General features: G+C 68.5%; 22 protein-coding genes. 13 read left to right on the top strand and 9 right to left on the bottom strand.

Going from position 1 to position 23,559, the window contains the following annotated elements; translation table 11 throughout:
- The first annotated feature begins 82 nt into the window (after nt 1-82).
- Nucleotides 83-1,465: an ethanolamine ammonia-lyase subunit EutB gene (locus tag AC1Q6V_RS09225; protein ID WP_010814057.1), complete on the top strand. Its 1,383-nt coding sequence runs from the start codon at nt 83-85 to the stop codon at nt 1,463-1,465.
- A 10-nt stretch (nt 1,466-1,475) separates the two neighbouring features.
- Complete coding sequence (gene eutC / locus AC1Q6V_RS09220) at nt 1,476-2,261, top strand: ethanolamine ammonia-lyase subunit EutC (protein ID WP_454750634.1); 786 nt, start codon at nt 1,476-1,478, stop codon at nt 2,259-2,261.
- A 99-nt stretch (nt 2,262-2,360) separates the two neighbouring features.
- Here the strand turns inward: eutC and AC1Q6V_RS09215 are convergent, their stop codons facing one another.
- A complete protein-coding gene (locus AC1Q6V_RS09215) occupies nt 2,361-2,834 on the bottom strand; it encodes an aminoacyl-tRNA deacylase (protein ID WP_010814055.1) in 474 nt (157 codons plus the stop codon).
- An 82-nt stretch (nt 2,835-2,916) separates the two neighbouring features.
- Nucleotides 2,917-3,846, bottom strand: a complete 930-nt coding sequence (locus AC1Q6V_RS09210) for a LysR family transcriptional regulator (RefSeq protein ID WP_010814054.1) — start codon at nt 3,844-3,846, stop codon at nt 2,917-2,919.
- Between the two features lie 504 nt (nt 3,847-4,350).
- Between AC1Q6V_RS09210 and AC1Q6V_RS09205 the strand changes: the two genes are divergently transcribed.
- Nucleotides 4,351-4,689: a hypothetical protein gene (locus AC1Q6V_RS09205; protein WP_051398545.1), complete on the top strand. Its 339-nt coding sequence runs from the start codon at nt 4,351-4,353 to the stop codon at nt 4,687-4,689.
- Nucleotides 4,690-4,712: 23 nt separating this feature from the next.
- Here AC1Q6V_RS09205 and AC1Q6V_RS09200 read toward each other — a convergent pair whose 3' ends face one another.
- Complete coding sequence (locus tag AC1Q6V_RS09200; RefSeq protein WP_011616349.1) at nt 4,713-5,462, bottom strand: SDR family oxidoreductase; 750 nt, start codon at nt 5,460-5,462, stop codon at nt 4,713-4,715.
- 261 nt (nt 5,463-5,723) lie between these two features.
- Between AC1Q6V_RS09200 and AC1Q6V_RS09195 the strand changes: the two genes are divergently transcribed.
- On the top strand, nt 5,724-6,494 hold the full coding sequence (locus AC1Q6V_RS09195) for a ferredoxin--NADP reductase (protein WP_010814051.1): 771 nt from the start codon (nt 5,724-5,726) through the stop codon (nt 6,492-6,494).
- Between the two features lie 72 nt (nt 6,495-6,566).
- Here the strand turns inward: AC1Q6V_RS09195 and fumC are convergent, their stop codons facing one another.
- Nucleotides 6,567-7,973, bottom strand: a complete 1,407-nt coding sequence (gene fumC / locus AC1Q6V_RS09190; protein ID WP_010814050.1) for a class II fumarate hydratase — start codon at nt 7,971-7,973, stop codon at nt 6,567-6,569.
- A 134-nt stretch (nt 7,974-8,107) separates the two neighbouring features.
- Between fumC and AC1Q6V_RS09185 the strand changes: the two genes are divergently transcribed.
- Nucleotides 8,108-8,998, top strand: a complete 891-nt coding sequence (locus AC1Q6V_RS09185; RefSeq protein ID WP_010814049.1) for a LysR family transcriptional regulator — start codon at nt 8,108-8,110, stop codon at nt 8,996-8,998.
- Here the strand turns inward: AC1Q6V_RS09185 and AC1Q6V_RS09180 are convergent.
- Entirely contained in the window at nt 8,995-9,345 is a 351-nt protein-coding gene (locus AC1Q6V_RS09180) for a four-helix bundle copper-binding protein (protein WP_010814048.1), read from the bottom strand. The two genes, AC1Q6V_RS09185 and AC1Q6V_RS09180, sit on opposite strands and share 4 nt — an antisense overlap.
- 324 nt (nt 9,346-9,669) lie before the next feature.
- Between AC1Q6V_RS09180 and AC1Q6V_RS09175 the strand changes: the two genes are divergently transcribed.
- Entirely contained in the window at nt 9,670-10,044 is a 375-nt protein-coding gene (locus AC1Q6V_RS09175) for a hypothetical protein (protein WP_010814047.1), read from the top strand.
- A gap of 18 nt (nt 10,045-10,062) precedes the next feature.
- Here the strand turns inward: AC1Q6V_RS09175 and AC1Q6V_RS09170 are convergent, their stop codons facing one another.
- Entirely contained in the window at nt 10,063-12,054 is a 1,992-nt protein-coding gene (locus AC1Q6V_RS09170) for a sensor domain-containing diguanylate cyclase (protein ID WP_454750635.1), read from the bottom strand.
- Nucleotides 12,055-12,278: 224 nt separating this feature from the next.
- On the opposite strand from AC1Q6V_RS09170, the gene AC1Q6V_RS09165 reads away from it, so the two are divergent.
- The 4 genes from AC1Q6V_RS09165 (at nt 12,279) to AC1Q6V_RS09150 (ending at nt 19,608) form a co-directional block, all read left to right on the top strand.
- On the top strand, nt 12,279-15,536 hold the full coding sequence (locus tag AC1Q6V_RS09165) for a bifunctional diguanylate cyclase/phosphodiesterase (RefSeq protein ID WP_454750636.1): 3,258 nt from the start codon (nt 12,279-12,281) through the stop codon (nt 15,534-15,536).
- Between the two features lie 163 nt (nt 15,537-15,699).
- A complete protein-coding gene (locus AC1Q6V_RS09160; protein WP_439669572.1) occupies nt 15,700-16,794 on the top strand; it encodes a putative 2-aminoethylphosphonate ABC transporter ATP-binding protein in 1,095 nt (364 codons plus the stop codon).
- A complete protein-coding gene (locus AC1Q6V_RS09155) occupies nt 16,791-18,518 on the top strand; it encodes a putative 2-aminoethylphosphonate ABC transporter permease subunit (protein WP_454750637.1) in 1,728 nt (575 codons plus the stop codon). Before AC1Q6V_RS09160 ends, AC1Q6V_RS09155 begins: the two co-directional genes overlap by 4 nt.
- Nucleotides 18,519-18,579: 61 nt before the next feature.
- On the top strand, nt 18,580-19,608 hold the full coding sequence (locus tag AC1Q6V_RS09150; RefSeq protein WP_454750638.1) for a putative 2-aminoethylphosphonate ABC transporter substrate-binding protein: 1,029 nt from the start codon (nt 18,580-18,582) through the stop codon (nt 19,606-19,608).
- 82 nt (nt 19,609-19,690) lie between these two features.
- Here AC1Q6V_RS09150 and AC1Q6V_RS09145 read toward each other — a convergent pair whose 3' ends face one another.
- Nucleotides 19,691-20,014 carry a PadR family transcriptional regulator gene (locus tag AC1Q6V_RS09145; RefSeq protein ID WP_010814041.1) on the bottom strand — a complete coding sequence of 108 codons (324 nt, stop codon included), beginning with the start codon at nt 20,012-20,014 and terminating at the stop codon, nt 19,691-19,693.
- 519 nt (nt 20,015-20,533) lie between these two features.
- Here AC1Q6V_RS09145 and AC1Q6V_RS09140 point away from each other — a divergent pair.
- The 3 genes from AC1Q6V_RS09140 (at nt 20,534) to AC1Q6V_RS09130 (ending at nt 22,107) form a co-directional block, all read left to right on the top strand.
- A complete protein-coding gene (locus AC1Q6V_RS09140) occupies nt 20,534-21,463 on the top strand; it encodes a DMT family transporter (protein WP_454750639.1) in 930 nt (309 codons plus the stop codon).
- A gap of 76 nt (nt 21,464-21,539) precedes the next feature.
- Complete coding sequence (locus AC1Q6V_RS09135) at nt 21,540-21,794, top strand: type II toxin-antitoxin system RelE family toxin (protein WP_058697758.1); 255 nt, start codon at nt 21,540-21,542, stop codon at nt 21,792-21,794.
- On the top strand, nt 21,778-22,107 hold the full coding sequence (locus AC1Q6V_RS09130; RefSeq protein WP_010814038.1) for a helix-turn-helix domain-containing protein: 330 nt from the start codon (nt 21,778-21,780) through the stop codon (nt 22,105-22,107). The genes AC1Q6V_RS09135 and AC1Q6V_RS09130 overlap by 17 nt, the downstream gene beginning before the upstream one ends.
- A 22-nt stretch (nt 22,108-22,129) precedes the next feature.
- On the opposite strand, the gene AC1Q6V_RS09125 is transcribed toward AC1Q6V_RS09130, so the two are convergent.
- On the bottom strand, nt 22,130-22,393 hold the full coding sequence (locus tag AC1Q6V_RS09125) for a hypothetical protein (RefSeq protein WP_010814037.1): 264 nt from the start codon (nt 22,391-22,393) through the stop codon (nt 22,130-22,132).
- Between the two features lie 28 nt (nt 22,394-22,421).
- Nucleotides 22,422-22,910, bottom strand: coding sequence for a ferric iron uptake transcriptional regulator (gene fur / locus AC1Q6V_RS09120; protein WP_011616358.1), 489 nt, complete (start codon nt 22,908-22,910; stop codon nt 22,422-22,424).
- Between the last annotated feature and the right edge of the window lie 649 nt (nt 22,911-23,559).

The following is a 23,559-nucleotide window of genomic DNA, read 5'->3' as shown; positions in this document are numbered from 1 at the left end:
TCTATATTAGGGGGAATCGCGCCCGGCAAGGCGCCCGGCGCACCGCTGTCATCGTTTTCTCCAGAGTCCAGGAACGGAACGCATGGCCTACACCCACACCATCGGTACCCACCGCCACGTCTTTGCCGACCTGCGCACGCTACTGGCCCGGGCCAGCCCGGCGCGTTCCGGCGACGCGCTGGCGGGCGTTGCCGCGGCCAGCGAGCAGGAGCGGATGGCCGCGCGGCTGGCGCTGGCCGAGGTGCCGCTCAAGCAGTTCCTGACCGAGGCGCTGGTGCCGTACGAGGACGACGAGGTCACGCGCCTGATCCTGGACCGGCACGATGGCGCGGCCTTTGCCGCCATCGGCGCCACTACCGTGGGCGACCTGCGCAACTGGCTGCTGCTGCATGAAACCGACAGCGCCATGCTGGCGCGGGTGGCGCCGGGCATCACCCCGGAGATGGCCGCCGCGGTCAGCAAGCTGATGCGCAACCAGGACCTGGTGGCGGTGGCGCGCAAGTGCCAGGTGGTGACGCGCTTTCGCAGCACGGTGGGGCTGCCGGGCCGGCTCTCGGTGCGGCTGCAGCCCAACCACCCGACCGACGATCCCAAGGGCATTGCCGCGTCGATCATCGACGGGCTGCTCTATGGCTGCGGCGATGCCACCATCGGCGTCAACCCGGCTTCGGACAACCTGGGCGCCATTGTCTCGCTGCTGCGCATGATCGACGAGCTGCGCAGCCGCTTCGACATCCCCACGCAATCCTGCGTGCTGACCCACGTCACCAATACCCTGCGCGCGATCGGGCAGGGCGCGCCGGTGGATCTGGTGTTCCAGTCGGTGGCCGGCAGCGAGCGCGCCAATGCGGCCTTCGGCATCAGCCTGGCGCTGCTGGCCGAGGCGCACGACGCCGCGCAGGCGCTGGCGCGCGGCACCGTTGGCGACAACCTGATGTACTTCGAGACCGGGCAGGGCAGCGCGCTGTCGGCCAATGCGCACCACGGCGTCGACCAGCAGACCATGGAGGCGCGCGCCTACGCGGTGGCGCGCGCGTTCGCGCCGCTGCTGGTCAATACGGTGGTGGGCTTTATCGGTCCCGAATACCTGTACGACGGCAAGCAGATCATCCGCGCCGGTCTGGAAGACCACTTCTGCGGCAAGCTGATGGGGGTGCCGATGGGCTGCGACGTCTGCTACACCAACCATGCCGAGGCCGACCAGGACGACATGGACACGCTGCTGACGCTGTTCGGCGTGGCCGGAATCAATTTCATCATGGGCGTGCCCGGCGCCGACGACATCATGCTCAACTACCAGAGCACTTCGTTCCACGATGCGCTGTACCTGCGCGAGGTGCTGGGGCTGCGCCCCGCGCCGGAGTTCGAGGCCTGGCTGCAGCGCATGGGCATTGCCGATGCCAGCGGCAGGCTGCTCGAGCCCGCCGCGCGCCAGCCGCTGCTGCAGATGGCCCACAGCCTGTAAGGTACAGCCGATGACGGCCAGACGCCCGCCTCCCGCCGATTCTGCCAACACCGATGCCGATCCCTGGCAACGCCTGCGCCAGTTCACGCGCGCGCGTGTAGCGCTGGGCCGTACCGGCCACAGCCAGACCACCGATGCGGTGCTGGCCTTCGGGCTGGCCCATGCGCAGGCGCGCGATGCGGTGCACCTGCCGCTGGACGTGGGCGCGGTCACCGCGGCGCTGGATGCGGCGGGGGTGCCGAACCTTGCCGTGCACAGCGCCGCGCCGGACCGCGCGCACTACCTGCGGCGCCCAGACCTGGGCCGGCGCCTGGACGATGCCAGCCGCGCGCGGCTGGCCGCGGCACGCCCTGGCGAGGCGCCCGATGTGGTGTTCGTGGTTGCCGACGGTCTGTCCGCGCTGGCCACGCAGACGCACGCGCTGCCGTTGCTCGATGCCACCCGCCCGCGCCTGCCGCTGACATGGCGCATCGGCCCGGTGGTGGTGGCCGAGCAGTCGCGCGTGGCGTTGGGCGACGAGATCGGCGAGCTGCTGGGCGCGCGCCAGGTGGTGATGCTGATCGGCGAACGGCCGGGCCTGAGTTCGCCCGACAGCCTTGGCATCTACCTGACCCATGCGCCGCGCACGGGCCGCACCGATGCCGAGCGCAACTGCATCTCCAACGTGCGCCCCGAAGGCCTGCCGTATGCGCAGGCCGCCGACCGGCTGGCCTTCCTGCTGCGCGGCGCGGCGGCTTTGGGCCGCTCGGGCGTGGACCTGAAGGACGACAGCGTGCCGGCGTTGCCTGAAGGCTGAAGCGTCTCCCTCGCTCACCCGCCCGCCAGCAGCAAAACGGCCACCACGCGGGTTAGCAACCCGCGTGGCGGCCGTCCAGTGGCCAATAAAAGGCGCCGCTTACATCATGCGGCGCGAAAACTGCCCGTGCCCAGCGTCCGACATCAACTTCGAGAACTGCTCGCCGCTCATGTGCACCAGTTCCTGGTGGTCGCCGCCTTCGAAATACACGTCGGGCTGCGCCATCAGGCTGTCGTCCACATAGGTCTGCATGCCGTAGGCCATCGCCACCGGCGGGATCGCGCCGAGGTCGCAATCCTTGAAGATCTCGCGGATCTCGTCCTCATGCGCCAGCACCAGGTTGCGCCCGGTCTGTTCGCAGATGGCGGCCATGTGCAGATGGTGGCTTGAAGGAATCACGGCAGCCACATAGCCGCGGTCATCCTCCAGCAACAGCGTCTTGGCCAGCCGGTCCCCGGGAACATGCGCTGCCTCGGCAGTGGCCATGCTGCTGAGGGTATAAGGGTGGCGGATGATGTCGTACTGGGTGTTCTTGCTGCTCAGGCAGCTTGCAAGCGTGCTAGCCAGGGCCATGGTAGCTCCTCAGGTGCGGATGCGCCGACGGTTATCCTTGTGCTCCTACTATAGTCCGTGGCGACCGCTGCCGGAGGCACCGCTAGCGGTGCAGCCGCGGCCACACTGCCTGCAGTTCGGTCTTCAGGAAGTTCAGCAGGTAGCGCGTCGCCAGCGTCTGGTAGCGGTTGGGCATGGTCAGCATGTAGAGCTTGCTGCCGAACACGCTGATGCGGTAGTCGCACAGCAGCGGCACCAGGGCGCCGCTGTCCAGTTCCGCGCCGATCGCATAGATCGGGAAGATGCCGATGCCCAGGCCCGCCAGCACCGCCTCTTTCAGGAAGGCAAAGTTCTCGGAGGTGAGCGTTGGCTCCAGCACCACCTGCTCACGGATCTCACCGCCGTCGCCGCCGCCACTGTGCCGGATGCCCGTTGCCTTGAGCTTCTGCCCCTCGGGCGACGCGCACACGAACGCATGCCCCTGCAGCTCGGACAGCGCTTGCGGCGCCAGGTGGCCGGCCAGGTAGGCTGGCGACGCGCACACGATCCAGTCGACTTCGCCGATCTCGGTGGCGACCACTGAATCCGGCGGGGTGGAGATGATGCGCAGGGCCACTTCGACGTCCTCGGACACCAGGTTGTGCACACGGTTGTCGAAGACCACGTCGAGCGTGATGTCGGGATAGCGCTGCTTGAACAGCACCAGCAGCGGCGACAGCAGTGAATGGCCCAGGCCAGTAGGCACCGAGAGCCGCACATGGCCCTTCAGGCTCTTGCCCATATTGCTGATCAGCGCATTGGCGGCGGCTACCTCGCCCAGGATGTTGCGGCCGTGCTCGTACAAGCCGGCACCGACCGGAGTCGGCTCGACATGGCGCGTGGTCCGGCGCAGCAGCTGCACGCCCAGCTCTTCTTCGAGCGCCTTGAGCCGGTAGCTGACATTGGCGCGCGTCATCTTGAGCTTGCGCGCGGCCGCGCTCAGGTTGCCCGCATCGACGATGTCGACGAACAGGCGCAGGGCGTTCAGGTCCATGGGGTGATCAACGAAAGAGGGGGGCGATTACGGCCCCCGTATATTGCCATGCTCTTGGCGGCGTCCCGCGGCATAGCACCGCGGGGTGCGCATCAATGCTCGTGATGCAGGTATCTGGTCTGGCGCGGCATTGCTGCAGGATCACCACCACCAGCACCGCCAGCAACTGGCCGCCGATCAGCGTGGGGGAAGGCCGGGCGGAAGCCCGCCGGTCTGGGGCGTGAACTGGCGCGCACGGCGGCGCATTTGCCATCGAAGCGTAGCCGATCCGCCGGACCTGCCCACCCCTTGATCGTGCTGCGATGCAGCATGGACCGGCCGGGTCGACGCAGCCATCGGGGTTTGCGCGCGATTGTCCATGTGGCTGGACACTGAATCTGGCTGCGGCCCGTCTGGCGCCCAAACGCAACAGGGTATTGCGTGCGCTGCGGCTTGCACTGTGCGCGGGGATGGGCAATGATGCGAGCCGGACCTTCAACTGGCCTACTGCGCCCCCCGTTTGCCATGCACCGCTCGTTGCGTCGATGGCTGTGCCTGCCTTTGCTCTTTGCCGGCGCCAGCGCCCCTGCCCAGGACCTGGTCGAATGCAAGCGGATCGAGCACGACCAGCTGATCACCGCCTCGCAGGAAACGCTGCTGTTCCTGCGCTGCCGTGCGCGCCAGGTCGCGTATGAAGCGCCGCGCCTGAAGGGTGTTTCGCAGCGCGTAAAGGACGACCTGGTGTTCGCCTGCCTGGACCAGGCCGACGCCGTAGAGCACCAGCTGCGCGTGCGCCACGGCTACTCGCGCGACACGCTGGCGCGCCAGCGCTGCGAACTATCCTTGCCGGCGCCCGGGGGCTGACTTCTGCCCCGGCGGGCAACGGCTCAGGCAAAGCCCCCGTTCACCCGCACCACCTGCGCATTGATCCACGCCCCATCCGGCCCGGCCAGGAACGACACTGCCGCGGCAATGTCCTCGGGCGTGCCCAGCCGCTCCAGCGGCGCCACTTTGGACAGCTGCGCCACCTGCTCTTCCGATTTGCCATCGAGGAACAGCTCGGTCGCGACCGGCCCCGGCGCCACCGCGTTGGCGGTGATGCCGCGCCCGCGCAGCTCGTTGGCCAGGACCCGCACCAGCCCTTCCACGCCTGCCTTGGCCGCGATATAGGGACCGTAACCGGGCAAGGAACGCGCGATCACGCTGGTCGACAGCGCGATGATGCGTCCGCCCTGGCCCAGCCGTGCGGCGGCCTCGCCCAGCACCAGGAAAGCGCCGCGCAGGTTGGTGGCGATGGTCTGGTCGAAGGCGTCCAGGCTGGCGGGCGCGACCGACGCCATCTGCATGATGCCGGCGCTGTTGACGACCACGTCGAGCCGGCCGAAGGCCTGCTGCGCGGTGTCGAACAGGCGTGCCACGTCTGGCGCCTGCGCCACATCGCCCTGGATGGCGATGGCATTGCTGCCGGCCTCGCGCGCCGCCGCCACCGTCTCTTCGGCCCGGGCGGCGCTGCCGGCGTAGCCAATGGCCACGTCGAAGCCGTCGGCGGCCAGCCGCAGCGCGATGGCGCGGCCGATGCCGCGGGAGGCGCCGGTGACGAGCGCGGCGCGGCGGGAGATAGCTGGGGTGGAGGTCATGGCAGTTTCCTTGGGAGCAAAGGGAAGATGACCTCATGTTGGATGTTGGCTGTCTTTGGATAAATGTGTGGAAATCAAATTGATTAGACGGAATTTATCAACAATATCGGGCGTGCCGCATAGGCCGCACCGCATGCACATCCCGGAAATCCCGCGCTGGCGTTGCAGGCTCCGCCTGCGCCGCCCCCAAGCATGCGTTAAGATTCTTCCTTTCCAGCCGTCTTTGGCGCTGCATCCTGCCGCTGTATCCCGCGTTTCGCCATGAGCAACCTGAACCAGCAATCCATCCTCTCCGTCCATCACTGGACCGACACCCTTTTCAGCTTTACCTGCACGCGCGACCCTGGTTTTCGCTTTGAAAATGGCCAGTTCGCCATGGTCGGGCTGGAGGTGAACGGTCGCCCGCTGCTGCGCGCCTACAGCATTGCCAGTGCCAACTATGAGGAAACGCTGGAATTCTTCAGCATCAAGGTGCCCGACGGCCCGCTGACCTCGCGCCTGCAGCACCTGCGCGAGGGCGACCAGATCTTCGTCGGCAAGAAGCCGACCGGCACGCTGCTGGTGGACAACCTGCTGCCCGGCAAGACGCTGTGGCTGCTGGCCACCGGCACCGGCCTGGCGCCGTTCCTGTCGATCATCCGCGATCCGGAGGTCTACGAGCGCTACGACAAGGTCGTGCTGACCCACACCTGCCGCTTCGTTGAAGAACTGGCCTACCGCGAGCTGATCCAGGAACACCTGCCGCAGCACGAGCACCTGGGTGATCTGGTGCGCGAAAAGCTGGTGTACTTCCCGACCGTGACGCGCGAAGAGTTCGACAACCGCGGCCGCATCACCGACCTGATTGCCTCGGGCGAGCTGTTCGAGCGCCTGGGCGTGGAGCCGTTCTCGCTGGAGAACGACCGCATCATGCTGTGCGGCAGCCCTGACATGCTCAAGGACGTCCGCGCCATCCTGGAAGAGCGCGGCTTTGCCGAAGGCAATATGAGCCATCCCGGCCATTTCGTGCTGGAAAAGGCCTTCGTCGGCTAAGGCCGGCCTGCCCCGGCGCGGATCGGTTCCGTGCCGGGGCGCACCCCTGCTGTACCCCCGCTATACCTCCCGCTACACCTCCCGCGTCATCCCCTTCAGGTCGATCCACTCGGCAAACTGCGCCTCAGTGACATGCCCGGACGCGATCGCCGCCTCGCGCAGCGACAGGTTGCGCTTGACCGCCAGCTTGGCGATCTCCGCGGCCTTGTCGTAGCCGATATGCGGATTGAGCGCGGTCACCGGCATCAGCGAACGCTCCAGCAGTTCGGCGATGCGTTCGCGGTCGGCCTCGACGCCTTCGACCATATGCTCGGCAAAGCTCGACGCGGCCCCTGCCAGCAGGCTCACCGACTGCAGCAGGCTGTAGATGATCACTGGCTTGTAGGCGTTCAGCTCAAGCGTGCCCAGCCCGTTGGCCAGCGTCACCGTGGTGTGGTTGCCGATCACGCGGCAGCACACCATCGCCAGTGCCTCGGCCTGGGTCGGGTTGACCTTGCCCGGCATGATCGATGAGCCTGGCTCGTTGGCCGGCAGCACCAGCTCGGCAAAGCCGGCGCGCGGGCCTGAGCCCAGCAGCATGAAGTCGCGCGCGATCTTCAGGAACGACGAGGCCGTGGTGCTGAGCGCGCCGGACAGGTCGGCCAGCGCATCGTGCGAGGCCTGCAGCGCATAGCGGTTGGGCGCGGGCTCGAACGGCAGGCCGGTGTAGTCGGCCAGCGCGCGCGCGAAGGCCGCGGCGAAGCCGTGCGGGGCGTTCAGGCCGGTGCCCACCGCGGTGCCGCCCTGTGCCACCGGCATCGCGCGCAGCATGGCCTGCTGCAGGCGCGACTGCGCATCGGCCACCTGCGTCATGTAGCCCGAGAACTCCTGCCCCAGCGTCAGCGGCACCGCATCCTGCAGGTGGGTGCGGCCGACCTTGACGATATCGGCAAAGGCTTCCACCTTGCGCGCGAAGGTCTGCTGCAGCTGCTCCAGCGCCGGCAGCAGTTGCTGCTGAATCGCGCGCGTGGCGGCGATATGCATCGCGGTGGGGAAGCTGTCGTTGGAGGACTGGCTGGCGTTGACGTGGTCGTTGGGATGCACCGGCGTCTTGCTGCCGACCTTGCCGCCCAGCAACTGAATCGCGCGGTTCGCGATGACCTCGTTCAGGTTCATGTTGGTCTGCGTGCCGGATCCGGTCTGCCAGACCGACAGCGGGAACTCGTCGGGCCAGCGGCCTTCGATGACTTCGGTCGCGGCCTGTTCGATCGCGTGTGCCAGTTCGGGCTTGAGCACGCCAAGCTCGCCATTGGCGCGCGCCGCGCACAGCTTCAGGACGGCAAAGGCCTCGATCAGCGCCGGCGGCATTTTCTCGTTGCCGATGCGGAAGTTCTGGCGCGAGCGCTCGGTCTGCGCGCCCCACAGGTGGTCGGCGGGCACGGGCACGTCGCCCAGGCTGTCTTTCTCGATGCGGGTGGCGGCGGTGGACGGGTCAGACATGGGCAGACTCCTATGCAAGGCAGCGGACGGTTGGACCGGGTGGCTTGGTGCAGTCCATTAGAATACCGCTTCATTGCGGCCGGCGCCCAGGCGCCCGCCGCCTTGCCTTGCCCTTAGCGACATCCCTCGGCCGCATGCTCATCGCCCAGCTCAAGTCCTTCTTCATGGTGGCCCGCATCGGCAGCGTCACGCAGGCCGCCAAGCGCCTGGGCCTGTCGCAGCCCACCATCACCGCGCAGATCCGCGCGCTGGAAGAAGCCTACGGGGTCGAGCTGTTCCACCGCGGCGGGCGCCGCCTGGCGCTGTCAGACGCGGGGCTGGCATTGCTGCCGCGCGTCGAGGCGCTGGTGCAGCAGGAAACCGAGATCGACTTCTTCCTGCGCCATTCGGGCGACCTGCGCACCGGCAGCCTGCGCGTGGGCGCGACCGCGCCCTACTATGTGCTGGAGCTGATCCGCGGCTTCAGCGAGCGCTTTCCCGCCATCGATGTCAGCGTGGTGACGGGCAATTCGCAGGAGGTGCTGGAAGCGCTGCAGGAATACCGCGTCGATATCGCCACCTCGTCGCAGCGGGTGGACGATGCGCGCCTGTCGCGCGTGCTGCTGGGCGTGGACCCGCTGATGCTGGTGGTGCATCGCACCCATGCGCTGGCCGGGCACACCGAAGTGGCCGTCAGTGCGCTGGCGGGCTGCCGCCTGCTGATGCGCGAGCTCGGGTCGACCACGCGCATCGCAACCGAAGACATGCTGGCGCAGGCGCGCGTGAGCCCCGCCGCGCAGATGGAGATCGGCAGCCGGGAGTCGATCCGCGAGGCGGTGATCCGCAACCTGGGCGTATCGGTGATCGCCCGGCACGAGGTGCCGAGCCATCCGGACCTGCGCGTGCTGGGCTTCACCGATGCCTCGCCCTGCCTGCACGAGTATCTCTACTGCCTGCGCGAGCGGCGCGGCGCCAGGCTGATCGATGCCTTCGTCGCACTGGCCGAGCCGCCGCAGGGGCGGCAGGAATCGGGCGCGGACCGCTAAGCCGTCATCTTCAGGCACTGCTCCATGCAGGCTGCGCAGGCGCGGGCGCATTCCTGGCAGTGCTCGTTGTCATGGTGCTCGCATTCCTCCTTGCACCACTTGCAGACTTCGGCGCAGTCTTCGCACACCAGCGTCGCGAACTCGCTGTTGCGCAGCATGTAGGACGCGGCCAGCTGGGCGATGCCGGCGCAATCCATGTCCAGCGCGATGCAGCGCGCCATCTTGCGCACGTCCTGTTCTTCCAGGCAGGCCGCGGCGCACTTGAGTGCGGCAGCGGATGCGGCATTGCAGGCGGCAATGCAGTCGGCGTAGCGGGCGGCGTTTTCCTGCACGGTGGGTCGGATCATGGAACGTCCTCCTTCGGGGGTAGGTGGATGGGGACCAGCATGCCCACGGTGGCGGAAGCGGCGCATCCGCACGCGCACGGGGCATCGTTATCCACAATAGCAGGCGCTGCCGGTTCCTGTCGGCCCGGTATTTGCTGCGCGCCGCTGGTTACAATGCCAACTGAGCGCAGCAGATCGGCGACGGCGCGCACGCAGCGCCGCCGTCACCTGCGACCATGGCCGGGCACCACCGGCCCGCATTGCGCATCTAACAGGCACGGGTCCGGCCGCACTGGCGGGGCCGATGCAAACACACACCGGCAGCACGGGGAAGGAAGGCACATCATGGGCGAGGCAAAACGGCGGGGAACCCCCGAGGAGCGTGCGGCACAGGCACGCGCAAAGATCGAGGCCTTGCGCCCCGCCCAGTTGGTCTGCGGGCACTGCAAGACCGCGTTCGCGCAATTCGACGCGCTCGACGTGCCGGGCCTGCCCGGCATCGATGCCGTGTTCGGCGGCGAATGCCCCGGCTGCGGCAACGACGTGGTGGTGTTCAAGGGCGCGCCCGATGCGGTGGCCCAGGCCATGATCGCGTGGGAGAAGATGCTGGGCGCCGATGCGCAGCTGGGCTACCAGTCCAGCGATGGCCGCCACGTGCCGTTCGAGCCCGAGGGGGCCGGCGGCGCGGCGTCGGACAAGCCCGGCGGCACTATCCACTGAGCCCCCGGCCGGGGCCGCCTACTGCGGGCTGAGCTCGCCCGCCAGTTCCGGCGGGCCGATCTCATAGCGCCCGCGGCCCGCGCCCTTGGCGCGGTATAGCAGCACGTCTGCCAGCCGCATCAGTTCGCGGTCCTGCGCCGGGCCGCCGTGGTAGAGCGCCACGCCGATGCTGACGTCAACGTCGGCGGATACGCCCTCGAAGTCGAAGGGCTCGTCCATCGCCTGCAGGATGGCCTGCGCCACGCGGCGTGCCGCGGCGGGCTGGGTCATGTCTTCGAGCACCACCGCGAACTCGTCGCCACCCAGCCTGGCGACGGTGTCGCGCTCGCGCACGCAGCGGCGCACGCGCTGGGCAAAGGTCTGCAGCAGCTGGTCGCCGGCGGCGTGGCCGTGGATATCGTTGACGGCCTTGAAGCGGTCCATGTCCAGGTACAGCAGGGCCATCAGCGTGCCATGCTCGCGGCTGCGCACCATCGCCGCATGCAGCTGGCCCTCGAAGGCGCTGCGGTTCATCAGCTGTGTCAGGTGGTCGGTGCGCGACATGCGCGCCAGGCGCTGCGTCTCCAGCTTGCGCTGCGTGATGTCTTGCACGTGGATATGCACGCCCACCACCTCGCTGCCGTCGGCGCTCCATTCCGGGCGCAGGCTGCTCTCCATGCAGTGGTATTCGGGGTCGCTGTCTTCGGTTTCGAAGGTCACCGCAGTGCCCGCCAGCGCGCGCTGCATGAAGGGCTGCACGCGCGCGTAGCGGGCCTCGCCCAGGATTTCGCGCACGTGCCTGCCGCGCAGTTCCTCCGGCTTCAGGCCGAAGACACGTTCGTAGGCCTGGTTGTTGAACACATAGCGCTCATCGGTGTCGATAAAGGCCAGCAGCGACGGCAGCGTGTCGGTCACCGCGCGCAGGCGCCGTTCGCTGCGGTCCAGCGCCTGGCGGCGCTCGCGCACGTCGCGCATCAGCTTGATGAAGGCGCGCGTCAGGTCGCCGATCTCGTCGCGCTGCTGCCGTGTCGGCAGCCGCTCGAACGCGGACAGATCGTTGGCGCTGGCCTGTACCACCTTGTGCAGGCGCGCCAGCGGCGCCAGCTGGCGCCGCACCGCCAGCCAGATCAGCAGGGCTACCGCCGCCATGGCCACCCCGGCCATGCCCAGGAAGCGCTGCTGCATCTGGTGCAGCGGTGCGTAGGCCTCGCGCGCGGGCAGCAGCGCCACCAGTTCCCAGCCGGTGCTCGACATCAGGTAGCGCGCGATCACCGGCCGCGCCGGCGTGAGGAATTCCAGCGGCGCGGGGCTGTCATCCTCGCCGCAGGTATCGGCCACGGCCAGCGCCGGCTGGCGCGCCTGCGCGGGATCGGGATGGCGGATATAGACCGGCTTGGGGCCGGCCGATACCAGGCAGTAGTAGCCGGTGGTGCCAAGGCGGTTGTGCAGGATCTCGACCAGGAAGTTGGCGCTGGACAGGTCCAGCCAGCCGCCCACCAGGCCGACGAAGGTCCAGTTCGGCGTCAGCACCGGCACCGCCACCATCACCCCCATCTGGCCGTTGGTGCGCGAGCGGATGGGCGGCGACACTACGGGCGCGAGCGAGCGGGCGGCCTCGCGGAAATAGCTGCGGTCGCCAATGTCCGCCCCGGCGCCGCGGTGGGTGACGATGTTGCCCTGCATGTCGGCGACCAGCAGCGCGTTGAACGCGGCCGGCACCGGGATCGCTGCGGACAGCGTATCCAGTGCCCGCTCGCGCGCCGCGGCGGCTTGCGCGCCCTGTGCCTGCACCAGCAGGCCGCTGAGTTGCGCAGCCTGGTGCGACAGCAGCACAATGCGGTCGTTCATGGCGGTGTCGAGCTGGTTGGCGGTCAGCTTGACGACGGAATCCTGCTGGACCTGCAGCGCATCGTGCAGGTCGCGGTGGGCATCGTACAGGGCGGTCAGTACGATGCCGGTGCCGAACACCGCGGCCAGCACGGTGGTGATGATCGCAATGCGCGCTTTCAGCGTGGGTGTGTAGACGGGCATGTAGGGCGCAGTTGGAGTGCCAGTGGCGCAGACCGCGTACTTGGGGGCATCTCCGGTGCAACCCTACCATACCCCGCCATGGGGGGCATGCGGTCTTTCCCCCGAACGGGTCCATCCCCGGCGGGGGTGTGCGCGCTGCCCGTGCCACGGTATAGTCCCCCGTTAATGCGAAGGCACGTCCACGCAGACGGCATGCCCCTGCTGCATGCCGGAACCGATCGACCATGAGACTGACTTCGCTTTCCCCTGCCTTGTTGTCATTGCTGGTCGCGGCCGGCGGCGCGCTGTTGACGGCAGGGGCATGGCTGCAGGCGGAGCGGCTCGAGCGCCGCGAGGCGCAGCAGCATTTCGACGCGCTGCTGGGACAGGCCGGCAGCGCGCTGCGCGAGCGCATGCTGGAGAACGAACGCCTGCTGCGCGGCGTGGCCGCCGTGCTGACCGCCAACCCCGACACCTCGCGCACGCAGTGGCGCGACTATCTCTATACTGCCCAGCTCGACGACCTGCCCGCCGGCACCCAGTCGATCGGCTACGCGCCGCTCACGCCGTTGCAGCGGGTGCCGCGGCTGGTGCAGGCCGCCCGTGCCGACGGCCTTGCCGACTATGACATTCATCCCGGCGGCAAGCGCGACCTGTACGCACCGATCCTCTATATCGAACCGCTGGACGGGCGCAACACGCGCGCCGCCGGCTTTGACATGCTGTCCGAGCCGGCGCGCCGGGCGGCGCTGGAAGCCGCCCGCGACAGCGGCGAACCGCGGCTCACGCCCGGCCTGGCACTGGTCCGCGAAACCGAGGCGGCGCAGCACCAGCACGGCGCGCTGGTATTCCTGCCGGTCTACGCCGGCGAGGCGCCGGTCAGCACGGTGGCGCAGCGGCGCCAGGCGGTGCTTGGCTATGTCTACGTGTCGCTGCGCCTGGGCGACCTGATGCGCGCGGTCGGTGCCCCGGCGGCGGCGGAACTGGAGCTCTCGCTGCACGAGGGCTCCCCGGCCGCGCCCGGGCCGATGCTGTCCGGCGGGCCGACCGAGGGCGAGCGCCGCGAGGACGGCAGTGCGGCGCTGCTGCACGGCGAGCGCCAGTTCCAGTATGGCGGTGTCACCTGGACGCTGCGCGCCGCCACGCGCCCCGCCTTCGAAGCCGCGCATGGCCCGCGGCAGGCGTACCTGGCGCTGGCCGCGGGCACGCTGGCCACGCTGCTGCTGGCGTGGCTCACCCATGCGCTGGCACGCCAGGGCCGTGCCGCATGCCAGCGCGAAGCGCAGGCCGTGCATGCCTGGGAAGATGACAGCGCGATGCTGCAGGCGTGCCTGGCGCAGTCGGCCGACGGCTTTATCCTGATCGATGCGCAGGGCGTGGTGGTGCGCGCGAGCGAGCGGGCGGGACAACTGTTCGGCGCTGATCCGCAGCGGCTGGCCGGACGCAGCCTGGACACCCTGGTCCCCGGCGCCACCGGCGTTGTCCCCGGCGATGCTGCGCCGGGGTCCGAAGTCCACCGTGAACTGGCGGGCGTGCGCGCAGACGGCAGCCGCTTCACGCTGCGCGCCAGCGCCGCGCGCCTGCCTGCGGCCGACGGCGGCGCGGCGCACTGGCTGTGGGCGGTCACGGACCTGGAACCGGAACGGCGCGCCCAGCAGGCCGCCGCGGTGCAGGCCGCGCGCTATGCCGGGCTGCTCGACCATGCCGCCTTCTGCGTGATCACGTTCGATGAGGACGGGCTGATCACCGGCATCAACGCGGCTGGCCAGCGCATGCTCTGGTACAACGCCGCGGAACTGGTCGGCCACATGCACATGACCGGCCTGCATGTTGCCGACGAACTGGCCGACCATGCCCGCATGCTCAGTGGCGAACTGGGCGAGCCGGTGCCGCCGGGGCTGCCCGCCCTGGTGGCCAAGGCACGGCTTGCCCTGACCGACGAGCGCGAATGGACCTGGGTGCGCAAGGGCGGCTCGCGCATGCCGGTGCAGCTGGCGGTGTTCGCCCTGCCGGCGCCCATCGAGGCTCCAGCCGCTGACGCAGCGCCAGCTGGTCCCGCCGATGGTGCCGATCGTGCCGATGTGCCCCGGTCCGCGCCGTCGCCTGGCTACCAGGCCATCGGCTACGACCTGACCGAGCGCCTCCGCGTCGACGAGTACATCCGACACCTCGCGCTGCATGACCCGCTGACCGGCCTGCCCAACCGCGCCGAGCTGAGCGAGCGCGCGCAGGCGCTGCTGCTGTACGCGCGCAGCCACGGCGAGCGCGTGGCGCTGCTGCTGCTTGACCTGGACCATTTCAAGCACATCAACGACTCGCTCGGCCACCCCGTCGGCGACGACGTGCTGCGCACCATGGCCGACCGCCTCAAGGGCGCGGTACGACAGGGCGACCTGGTGGCGCGCATGGGCGGCGATGAATTCGGCGTGGTGCTGGGCGGCCTGCGCCACGACAGCGAAGCCGAGCTGATTGCCGCCAAGATCCAGGCGCGCGTCAATGAAGAACTGCAGGCCGGCGGCCAGCGCCTGCGCGTGACGCCATCGATCGGCATGGCGATCTACCCGGACGATGGCGATAGCCTGACCGAGCTGCTCAAGGCTGCCGATTCGGCCGTCTACGCGGCCAAGCACGACGGGCGCGCACAGTTGTGCCGCTTTGCCAGCGCCATGGCCGAGGCCTCGCTGGCGCGCTTCACCATCGAAGGGCTGCTGCGGCGCGCGCTCGCCGGCGATGAGTTCCGGCTGCGCTACCAGCCGATCGTCGATGCCGCGACCCTGGCTATAACCGGCGTCGAGGCGCTGATTACCTGGAACACCCCGGAACGCGGCGCCATGCAGCCGGCCGAGTTCATCCCCATCGCCGAGCAGAGCGGCCTGGTGGCGCCGCTGGGCGAATGGACCCTGGCCACCGCCTGCCGCGAAATCCAGGCCCTGCGCCAGGCGCTGGGCAGCGAGATCGAGGTCGCGGTCAATATCTCGCCGCTGCAGCTGCGCCAGGCCAACTTCCCCGATACCGTGGCGCACTGCCTGCAGCAGGCCGGCCTGCCGCCGCAGGGGCTGGTGATCGAAGTCACCGAAGGCATCCTGGTCGACGGCGGCGAGACCACCATCGAGACCTTCCGCCGGCTGCGCGAGCTGGGCGTGGGGCTGTCGATCGACGATTTCGGCACCGGCTACTCCGGGCTCAATTACCTGACCCGGCTGCCGATCAGCCGGCTCAAGATCGACAAGTCCTTTGTCGACGACGTGGCCACGCCCGGCCACGACCAGGCGGTGGCAGCGGCGATCATCGCGCTGGGCCACCAGCTGCACCTCAAGGTGATTGCCGAAGGGGTGGAGACGGCGGCGCAGTTCGAGTTCCTGCGGGCGCAGGGGTGCGACGGGCTGCAGGGGTTCCTGTTCAGCCAGGCGGTGCCGCAGCAGGTGCTGCGGGAGATCCTGGAACAGGGGATTCGGGTGCCGACCCCCACGTCTGCGGGCGCCACTGCGCTGCGCGAGTCATAATCGTCCAGGGGCACCATTCATAACTTGCCGGCGTGCCCGCGCCGCTGCCCCATCCCAAATCCCCCGATACCTCCATCGAAATACTTTGCCGATCTGCCACACGGCTGGCATCTGCGCTGCCTATGCTGGCGACCGATTCAATTGAGATTGCGGAGATTCGGTGATGCAGGCAGGCAAGTCCGGGGAGGGCCGGGCGTTCCTGGCGGTGGAGCAGGTCAGCAAGCGCTTTGGCAGCTTCGTGGCGCTGGACGGCGTGTCGATGTCGGTCGGGCAGGGCGAGCTGCTGTGCCTGCTGGGCCCGTCCGGGTGCGGCAAGACCACGCTGCTGCGCATCATCGCGGGACTTGAGCGCGAGGACGCAGGACGCATCCATGCCGGCGCGCGTGAACTGACCGGGTTGCCGCCGCAGGCACGCGACTACGGCATCCTGTTCCAGTCCTATGCACTGTTTCCCAACCTGACCGTGGCGCAGAACGTGGCCTATGGACTGCACGGGCGCGGCATGGGACGCACGCACCGCGACGCGCGCGTGGCCGAGATGCTCGACCTGGTCGGCCTGGCCGGCAGCGAGCGCAAGTTCCCGGGCCAGCTCTCCGGTGGCCAGCAGCAGCGCGTGGCGATGGCCCGCGCGCTGGCGCCGGCGCCTTCGCTGCTGCTGCTTGATGAGCCGATGTCGGCACTCGACGCCCGCGTGCGCGAACACCTGCGGCTGGAGCTGCGCCAGCTGCAGCGCAGGCTGAATATCACCACCGTGATGGTCACCCACGACCAGGAAGAGGCCATGACCATGGCCGACCGCATTGCCGTGATGGACGGCGGGCGCATCGTGCAGGCCGGCACTCCCGCCGAAATCTATGAGCAGCCGGCGTCGGCCTTTGTCGCCGGTTTTGTCGGGCAGGCCAACTGGCTGCCGGGGCGCAGCGTGCAGGCCGGGCGCTTCACCGTCGGCGAGGGCAGCCAGGCCGTCGATTTCCTGGTCGACTCGCCGCAGCCGGCGGCATCCGCCGGCCGGCTGTGCTGCCGCCCGGAAGCGGTGCGGCTGGACCCGGATCCTGCCGAGCCCAACCGGCTGCTGGCGCGCGTGGTCGACCAGACCTACCTCGGCAACCGCTACCGGCTGGCGCTGGAAGCGGATCGCCTGCCGGGGCTGACCCTGTTTGCCGACGTGGCGCGCGAGGCGCGGCACCGGCTGCCCGACGCGGGCGGCCACAAGTTCTGGATTGCGCTGCCCGCGCAGGCGTTGCGGGTGTTTGCATGATGCGCGCGGTCACTGCCGTCCTGCCCGAGGCTACGCAGGCAGCATCGCCGCGCGGCACCGGCCTGGCCTCCCGGCTGGCGCACGGTGCCCCGGCCGCGATGAAGTGGCTCTGGCTGGCCGGGCTGGCCGTCGGCCTGCTGCTGCCGTTGCTGGCGCTGTTCCGCCAGGCGTGGTTCGATTCGGCGGGGCAATGGGCGCTGGGCGCGCGCATGGCGGCGCTGGTGACCAGCTCCAACTTCCTGCCGATGCTCGGCCGCAGCGTGGCGGTGTCGCTGGCGGTGGTGGCGCTGGTGGTGCCGCTGGCATTTGGCTTTGCCTATGCGCTGCAGCGTTCCTGCATCGCACTGCGGCCGCTGTGGCGCGGCATTGCGCTGCTGCCGCTGTTTGCGCCGTCGCTGCTGCCGGCGATCGCGCTGGTCTACCTGTTCGGCAACCAGGGCATCTTTCGCGGCGCCTTCGGGCCGGGCGGCATCTATGGCTTCTGGGGCATCGTGCTGGGCGAGGCCTTCTACACCTTCCCGCATGCGCTGATGGTGCTGGTGGCGACGTTGTCGCTGGCCGATGCGCGCCTCTATGAGGCGGCGCGCGCGATGGGCGCCAGCCCGTGGCGTACCTTCTGCACGGTCACGCTGCCGGGCGCGCGCCAGGGCCTGTTCGCCGCCGCCTGCCTGGTGCTGACGCTGGTGATCACGGACTTTGGCGTACCCAAGGTGGTGGGCGGCGGTTATCCGGTGCTGGCGCTGGAAGCGTACAAGGCGGTGGTCGGGCAGCAGCAGTTCGACCGCGGCGCGCTGATCGGCATGCTGCTGCTGGCGCCCGCGCTGCTGACCTTTGCCGTGGACATGGCAATGCAGCAGCGCCAGCGCACACAGATGGGCAGCCGCGCGCAGGTGTATGTGCCGGCGCCCGAGCGCGGCCGCGACGGCGCGTGCCTGCTGCTGGTGGCGCTGGTCAGTGCCGCGCTGCTGGCAGTGATCGCCACCGCGCTGGGCGCGTCGCTGGTCAAGCTGTGGCCGTACAACCTGGGCCTGACGCTGGCGCATTACGACTTCGACAATATGGACGGCGGCGGCTGGCTGGCCTACCGCAACAGCCTGAAGCTGTCGGCACTGACCGCGCTGGCGGGCACGGCGGCGATCTTCCTGGGCGCCTGGCTGACGCTGCGCACGCGCGGCCCGGCCTGGCTGCACGGCGTGCTGCGCGCGGGCTTCCTGTTGCCGATGGCGGTGCCGGGGCTGGTGCTGGGCCTGGGCTATGTGTTCTTCTTCAACGCGCCCGGCAATCCGCTGCACGCGCTGTACGGCACCATGGCGCTGCTGGTGCTGTGCAACGTGGCGCACTGCTACACCACCGGCCACCTGACCGCGGCCGCGGCGCTGCGCCAGCTCGACAACGAGTTCGAGGCCGCGGCGCTGTCGCTCGGGGTGGCGCCGCTGGTGACGTGCTGGCGCGTGACCGTGCCGGTGTGCCTGCCGGCACTGCTCGATATCTTCCGCTACCTCTTCGTGTCGTCGATGACCACGGTCTCGGCGGTGATTTTCCTGTACAGCCCCGACACCGTGCTGGCGGCGATCTCGGTGCTGAACATGGACGATGCCGGCGACACCGCGCCCGCTGCCGCGATGTCGACGCTGATCCTGCTGACCTCGGTGCTGGCGGCCCTGCTGCTGCACGCGGTCTCGGCCGGCTGGCTGCGCCGCGCGCAACGCTGGCGCGCCGGCTGACCTTTGCCCGATTCGCCGTACCCCTGCATTCCGGAACACTCACCGAACCCAAGGAGAAACCATGTCCCGCATCACCAACCTTGTCGCGGCGCTTGCCGCCGCGGCCGCCCTGCCGATGCTGGCCGGCAACGCCGGCGCCGCCACCGTGCTGACGGTCTATACCGCGCTCGAAGCCGACCAGATCGCCGCCTACAAGTCCGCGTTCGAGAAGGTGCATCCCGATATCGAAATCAAGTGGGTGCGCGATTCCACCGGCATCGTCACCGCCAAGCTGCTGGCGGAAAGGGCCGCGCCGCGCGCCGATGCGGTGTGGGGCCTGGCCGGCTCCAGCCTGGCGATCCTGGACAAGGAAGGCATGCTCGACCCGTATGCGCCGAAGAACCTGGCCGCGATCGATGCCAAGTACCGCAGCCCGGCCAGTCCGCCGGCATGGGTCGGCATGGACGTGTGGGGCGCGGCGATCTGCTTCAACACCGTAGAGGCGCAGAAGCAGGGCCTGCCCAAGCCGGCCTCGTGGGCCGACCTGACCAAGCCGATCTACGCGGGCAAGGTGGTGATGCCGCACCCGGCCTCGTCGGGCACGGGCTTCCTCGATGTCAGCGCCTGGCTGCAGATGATGGGCGAGCAGAAGGGCTGGCAGTACATGGATGCCCTGCACAAGAACATCGGCCTGTACACGCACTCGGGCTCCAAGCCGTGCAAGATGGCCGCGCAGGGCGAGTTCCCGATCGGCATTGCGTTCGAGTACCGTGCCATGAAGTCGAAGAAGGAAGGCGCGCCGATCGATATCGTGCTGCCGAGCGAAGGCCTGGGCTGGGACATCGAGGCCACCGCCATCGTCAAGGGCACCAGGAACCTGGACGCCGCGCGCAAGCTGGCTGACTTCTCGGCCTCGCGTGAAGCGATGGCGCTGTATGAGAAGAACTTTGCCGTGCTGGCTGTGCCCGGCATTGCCAGGCCCGACGCGCTGCTGCCCGCCGACTACGAGAAGCGCCTGATCAAGAACGACTTCCGCTGGGCGAGCGACAACCGCGACCGCATCCTGGCTGAATGGAGCAAGCGCTACGAAGGGAAGGCGGAGAAGAAGTAAGGCACACGGCGCGCCCGGCGGCGAGGAGATGGCCCGCAGAAACGGGTACGCTCCCCGCGCCGCGGCGGCCGCCCTGGCCGGATCAGGCCTGGTGCGGCACTTCGTCGGTGGCCGGCTGGCCGGCGTGCAGGCGGCGGTAGAGATCGTCGATGCGCTGGCGGCTGGCCTGGAGCTCTTCGCGGCCGCGCTCGGTCAGCAGATAGACCCGGCCGATGCCGTCGCGCAGCACGCTTTCCAGATAGCCTTCCATTTGCAGGGCACGCAGCAACGGGCGCACTGAGCCGATATCGACCTGGAAGCCGTATTCCAGCAACATGTCGGCAAGCATGGCCACCGTAGCCGGGACTTCAAGCGCGAATTGCAGGACGTAGACGCGGGCCAGCAGGCCCAGGAACTGTCGTTTCATGTGGACTGGCAACGCGGCAGACGCCGCGCCGGTTGACGCAGGCGCCGTCCGGAACTCGGGGTTTGCAGGCGTTGTGTTGCCTGTGGCGCGGCACCTGTCATCCTGCTGGACTGGCAGTGCTCATGCGCCGGGCAAGGCGCATTTTACCCGTTCGGACAAAAAAGAAGCCGCCAGGAGCCCTGGCGGCTTGTCGGGAATGCGTCGGAGGGGTCAATTAACTCTGGCGCAGACCAGAGTTTAATTTAATCGAAGGCGGCTTGTCACGCGCCGGTAACAGCCCCCCTCCAGCGTGGGGTGATGATGAAAGCTTTTGATTGGAAAAGTGACGAGTTGGCGTGACATTGTGCAGGGAGCGGCGCTCGAAAATGTCGTAAATCAGTCAACATCACCTAAATTTCTGGCGGAAAGCGGATCGCCATCGTGGCGACGGCGGGGCACAGGTCCGAATCCGGCTTGCGGCATGCGCTGCACAGGCGTCAAATCGCGGCAACCTCCAACCCGCGCCTCCCGGTTCCCCTGATGAAACCCGCCGATCTCGCCCGCTTGCTTGCCCTGGCCGCCATCTGGGGCGCCAGTTTCCTGTTTATCCGCATCGGCGTGCCGGCGCTGGGACCGATGCCGACCGCGTTCGTCCGGGTGCTGATCGGCGCGCTCACGCTGGCGGCATGCCTGCCGCTGCTGAAGCTGCGCTGGGATATGCAGGGCAAATGGCCGGCGGTGCTGGCGCTGGGTGTGGTCAATTCCGGTATCCCGTTTGTCATGTACGCCATCGCCGCGCTGTGGCTGCCGGCCGGTTATTCGGCCGTATTCAATGCCATGACCCCGCTGATGGGCGTGCTGATCGGCGCGCTGGCGTTTTCCGAACGGCTCACGCGCGCCAAGGCCCTGGGCGTGCTGCTGGGCGTGGCGGGCGTCGCGGTGCTGACCCGCACCGGACCGGTGGCGTTCTCGACCGACGTGCTGCTGGGCGCGCTGGCCTGCCTGGCGGCCACCGCCTGCTACGGCCTCTCCGGCTTTCTCGCGCGGCGCTGGATCACGCGGCGCGGCGGGCTAGACAGCCGGCTGGTCGCCGCCGGCAGCATGGTCGGTGCCACCGTGTTCCTGCTGCCCTTCTGCCTCGCCGCGCTGTGGCGCCACAACACGCTGCCCGCTGCCGGCGCCGGCGTGTGGGCGGCCATGCTGGGGCTGGGCGTGCTGTGCACGGCGCTGGCCTATATCCTGTATTACCGACTGATTGCCGACCTGGGCCCGGTGCGCTCGCTGAGCGTCACCTTCCTGATCCCGCCGTTCGGCATCGTCTGGGGCGCGCTGTTCCTGGGCGAGGCACTGTCGTGGGCGCACGCGGCGGGTGGCGTGCTGATCGGGGTGGCGGTATGGCTGGTGTTGCGGCCGGTGACGGGGGTGGAGCACGGCGCCAGTCCGGCAGGTGGTGTAGCGGTCAAACGTTGAGCGCCTCTGGATAAGAGTAAACTTATATTCATTGCCATAACGCCTTTATTGCTTATAAATTTCTTATATTCGAGTGATGAACTCGATATATTGGGCAACGAAGGCCACGAGGCAAGTCCGAAAGCTCGACAAGCCAATGCGCGCCACGATCCTTGATGCGATTGAGGACTTGGGGCATATGCCGAACTGCCAACATGTCAAAGCGCTAGCCAACCATGCCTATGGCTATCGGCTCGGAGTCGGCAACTACCGGGTGCTGTTCGACGGGGACGGAGCGATACGAATCGTGGAAATACAGGAAGTGAGAAAGCGGGATGAACGCACCTACTAACATCCAGACGATCATCGGGCCGGATGGCAAGCCGGCGTTTGTCGTGATTCCCTATGGGGACTACCTCTCGCAATATGCGCGCGCCAGTGATCTGGTTCCGCATGCGGTCGTGCGTCGCGTGCTAGCCGATGACGTGCCGCCTCTGCGCGCCTGGCGCGAGCATCTTGGCCTGACCCAGGCAGACGTCGCAGTGCGCCTCGGCATTTCACAGCCAGCCTATGCGCAGCAGGAGAACAGCACCCGCCTGCGCAAGACCTCGCGTGAGCGCATTGCCGCCGCACTCGGCATCACTGCAGCGCAACTCGATATCTGAGCCAGGACGCGAGGTCCCTGACTCAGGCCTGTGCCGCCGTGCCCGCCGCCACGTTGTACTGCTCGCGCACCATCATCACCACACGGCGTGCCTGGCGCAGGTGGCGCACGGCGTCGGCTTCGCTGCGTTCGGGGAAATCGACTTCGGCGCTCCAGTTGCAGCCGGTGTGGTCGGGCCGGTGCACGCAGACCGCGCGCAGCTGGCAGTCGTGGCAGCCGGGCTCCTGCCGCAGGCACAGGTTGATCAGGCGTTTCAGTTCGGACAGGGGCTTGTTCAGGCGCTCCATGGATGGCTCCGTCAGGTGCGCGGCGAGCTTACGCCCGGGCGGGCAGCTCCGGCGTGGGCTCGGCCTCGGTGGCGCCGGCCCGGCATTGCGGGCAGACGCCGTACAGCACCAGCATGTGCTCGCGCAAAACAAAGGCGTTGTCGGCGGCTACCTGGCGCTGGCGCTGCTCGATGCTTTCATCGCGGAATTCCTCCACGCGGCCGCAGGCGACGCAGATCAGGTGGTCATGGTGGCCGCCTTCGTTGAGTTCGAACACGGCGTGGTCGGACTCGAAGCTGTGTCGCAGCAGGATGTCGGCCTGCACCAGCTGGTTGAGCACGCGATACACCGTGGACAGTCCCGCGTCCTCGTCCTGCGTCAGCAGGATGCGGTAGACGTCTTCGGCGCTCAGGTGGCGCCGGGCGCTGGTGCGGAACACTTCAAGGATCCGCATGCGCGGCGAGGTGGCCTTCAGGCCGGCGCGCTTGAGATGGATCGGGTTTGTGCTCTCGAATGACATGGCGGAAGGCATTGGCATGCGGCTGGCGCCCCGCGCGCAGGGCGGCGCCCGGCCTGGCGCCGCGCACGGGCGGCGTCGATGGCTTGGCGGGATTTCAGGCTGAAGCGCCAGGGTCGGACCAGTGCTGGCGCCCCCGTCCCTGGCGGCGCGCCGTGCCTGCACGACGCGCGGAATAAAAAGATGGCCTGGCTTGTCACCGGAAGACGCGATCGGGAAAGCGGGGTCTGGTTGCTTTCCCGATCTTCCGAAGACTGGCTACTGCCAAACGCTCCGCGTGACGGAGCGGTCCCCACAAAAGTCGGTGTCGAATGCCGCAGCGGCGGCATCCGGAAATCCTGTCGTTCCTGCCAGCTTCGGTTGCTGCCGCGTGCCGCGGCGCGCCGGACCTGGCCGGTCTGCCTGTCGGGAGGTGCGTCGTGCGTCAGGCAGTGATCGGATGGTAAATGGGAATCGATCTCATTACAAGGAAAATTTTACGGGTGGCCTCATTTCTTGAGGGTGGCCCGGTGGCGCAATGTACGACCTTGAGGGTAATAATGCGAATTGTTATCATTCGTAACGATTTCTTGCCCCGGTCCTGCGCCATGTATCGACTTTCCTCCCGCCATCGCCGCCCCGTCTCTGGCATGCCGCTGCAGTCAGCCCCAGCCGTGACGGCCGGCCTGGC

The sequence above is a fragment of the Cupriavidus sp. GW823-FHT07B10 genome (assembly GCF_058794355.1).
The sequence above is the reverse complement of the archived record's forward strand: the minus strand, read 5'-3'. Positions and strand labels throughout refer to the sequence as shown.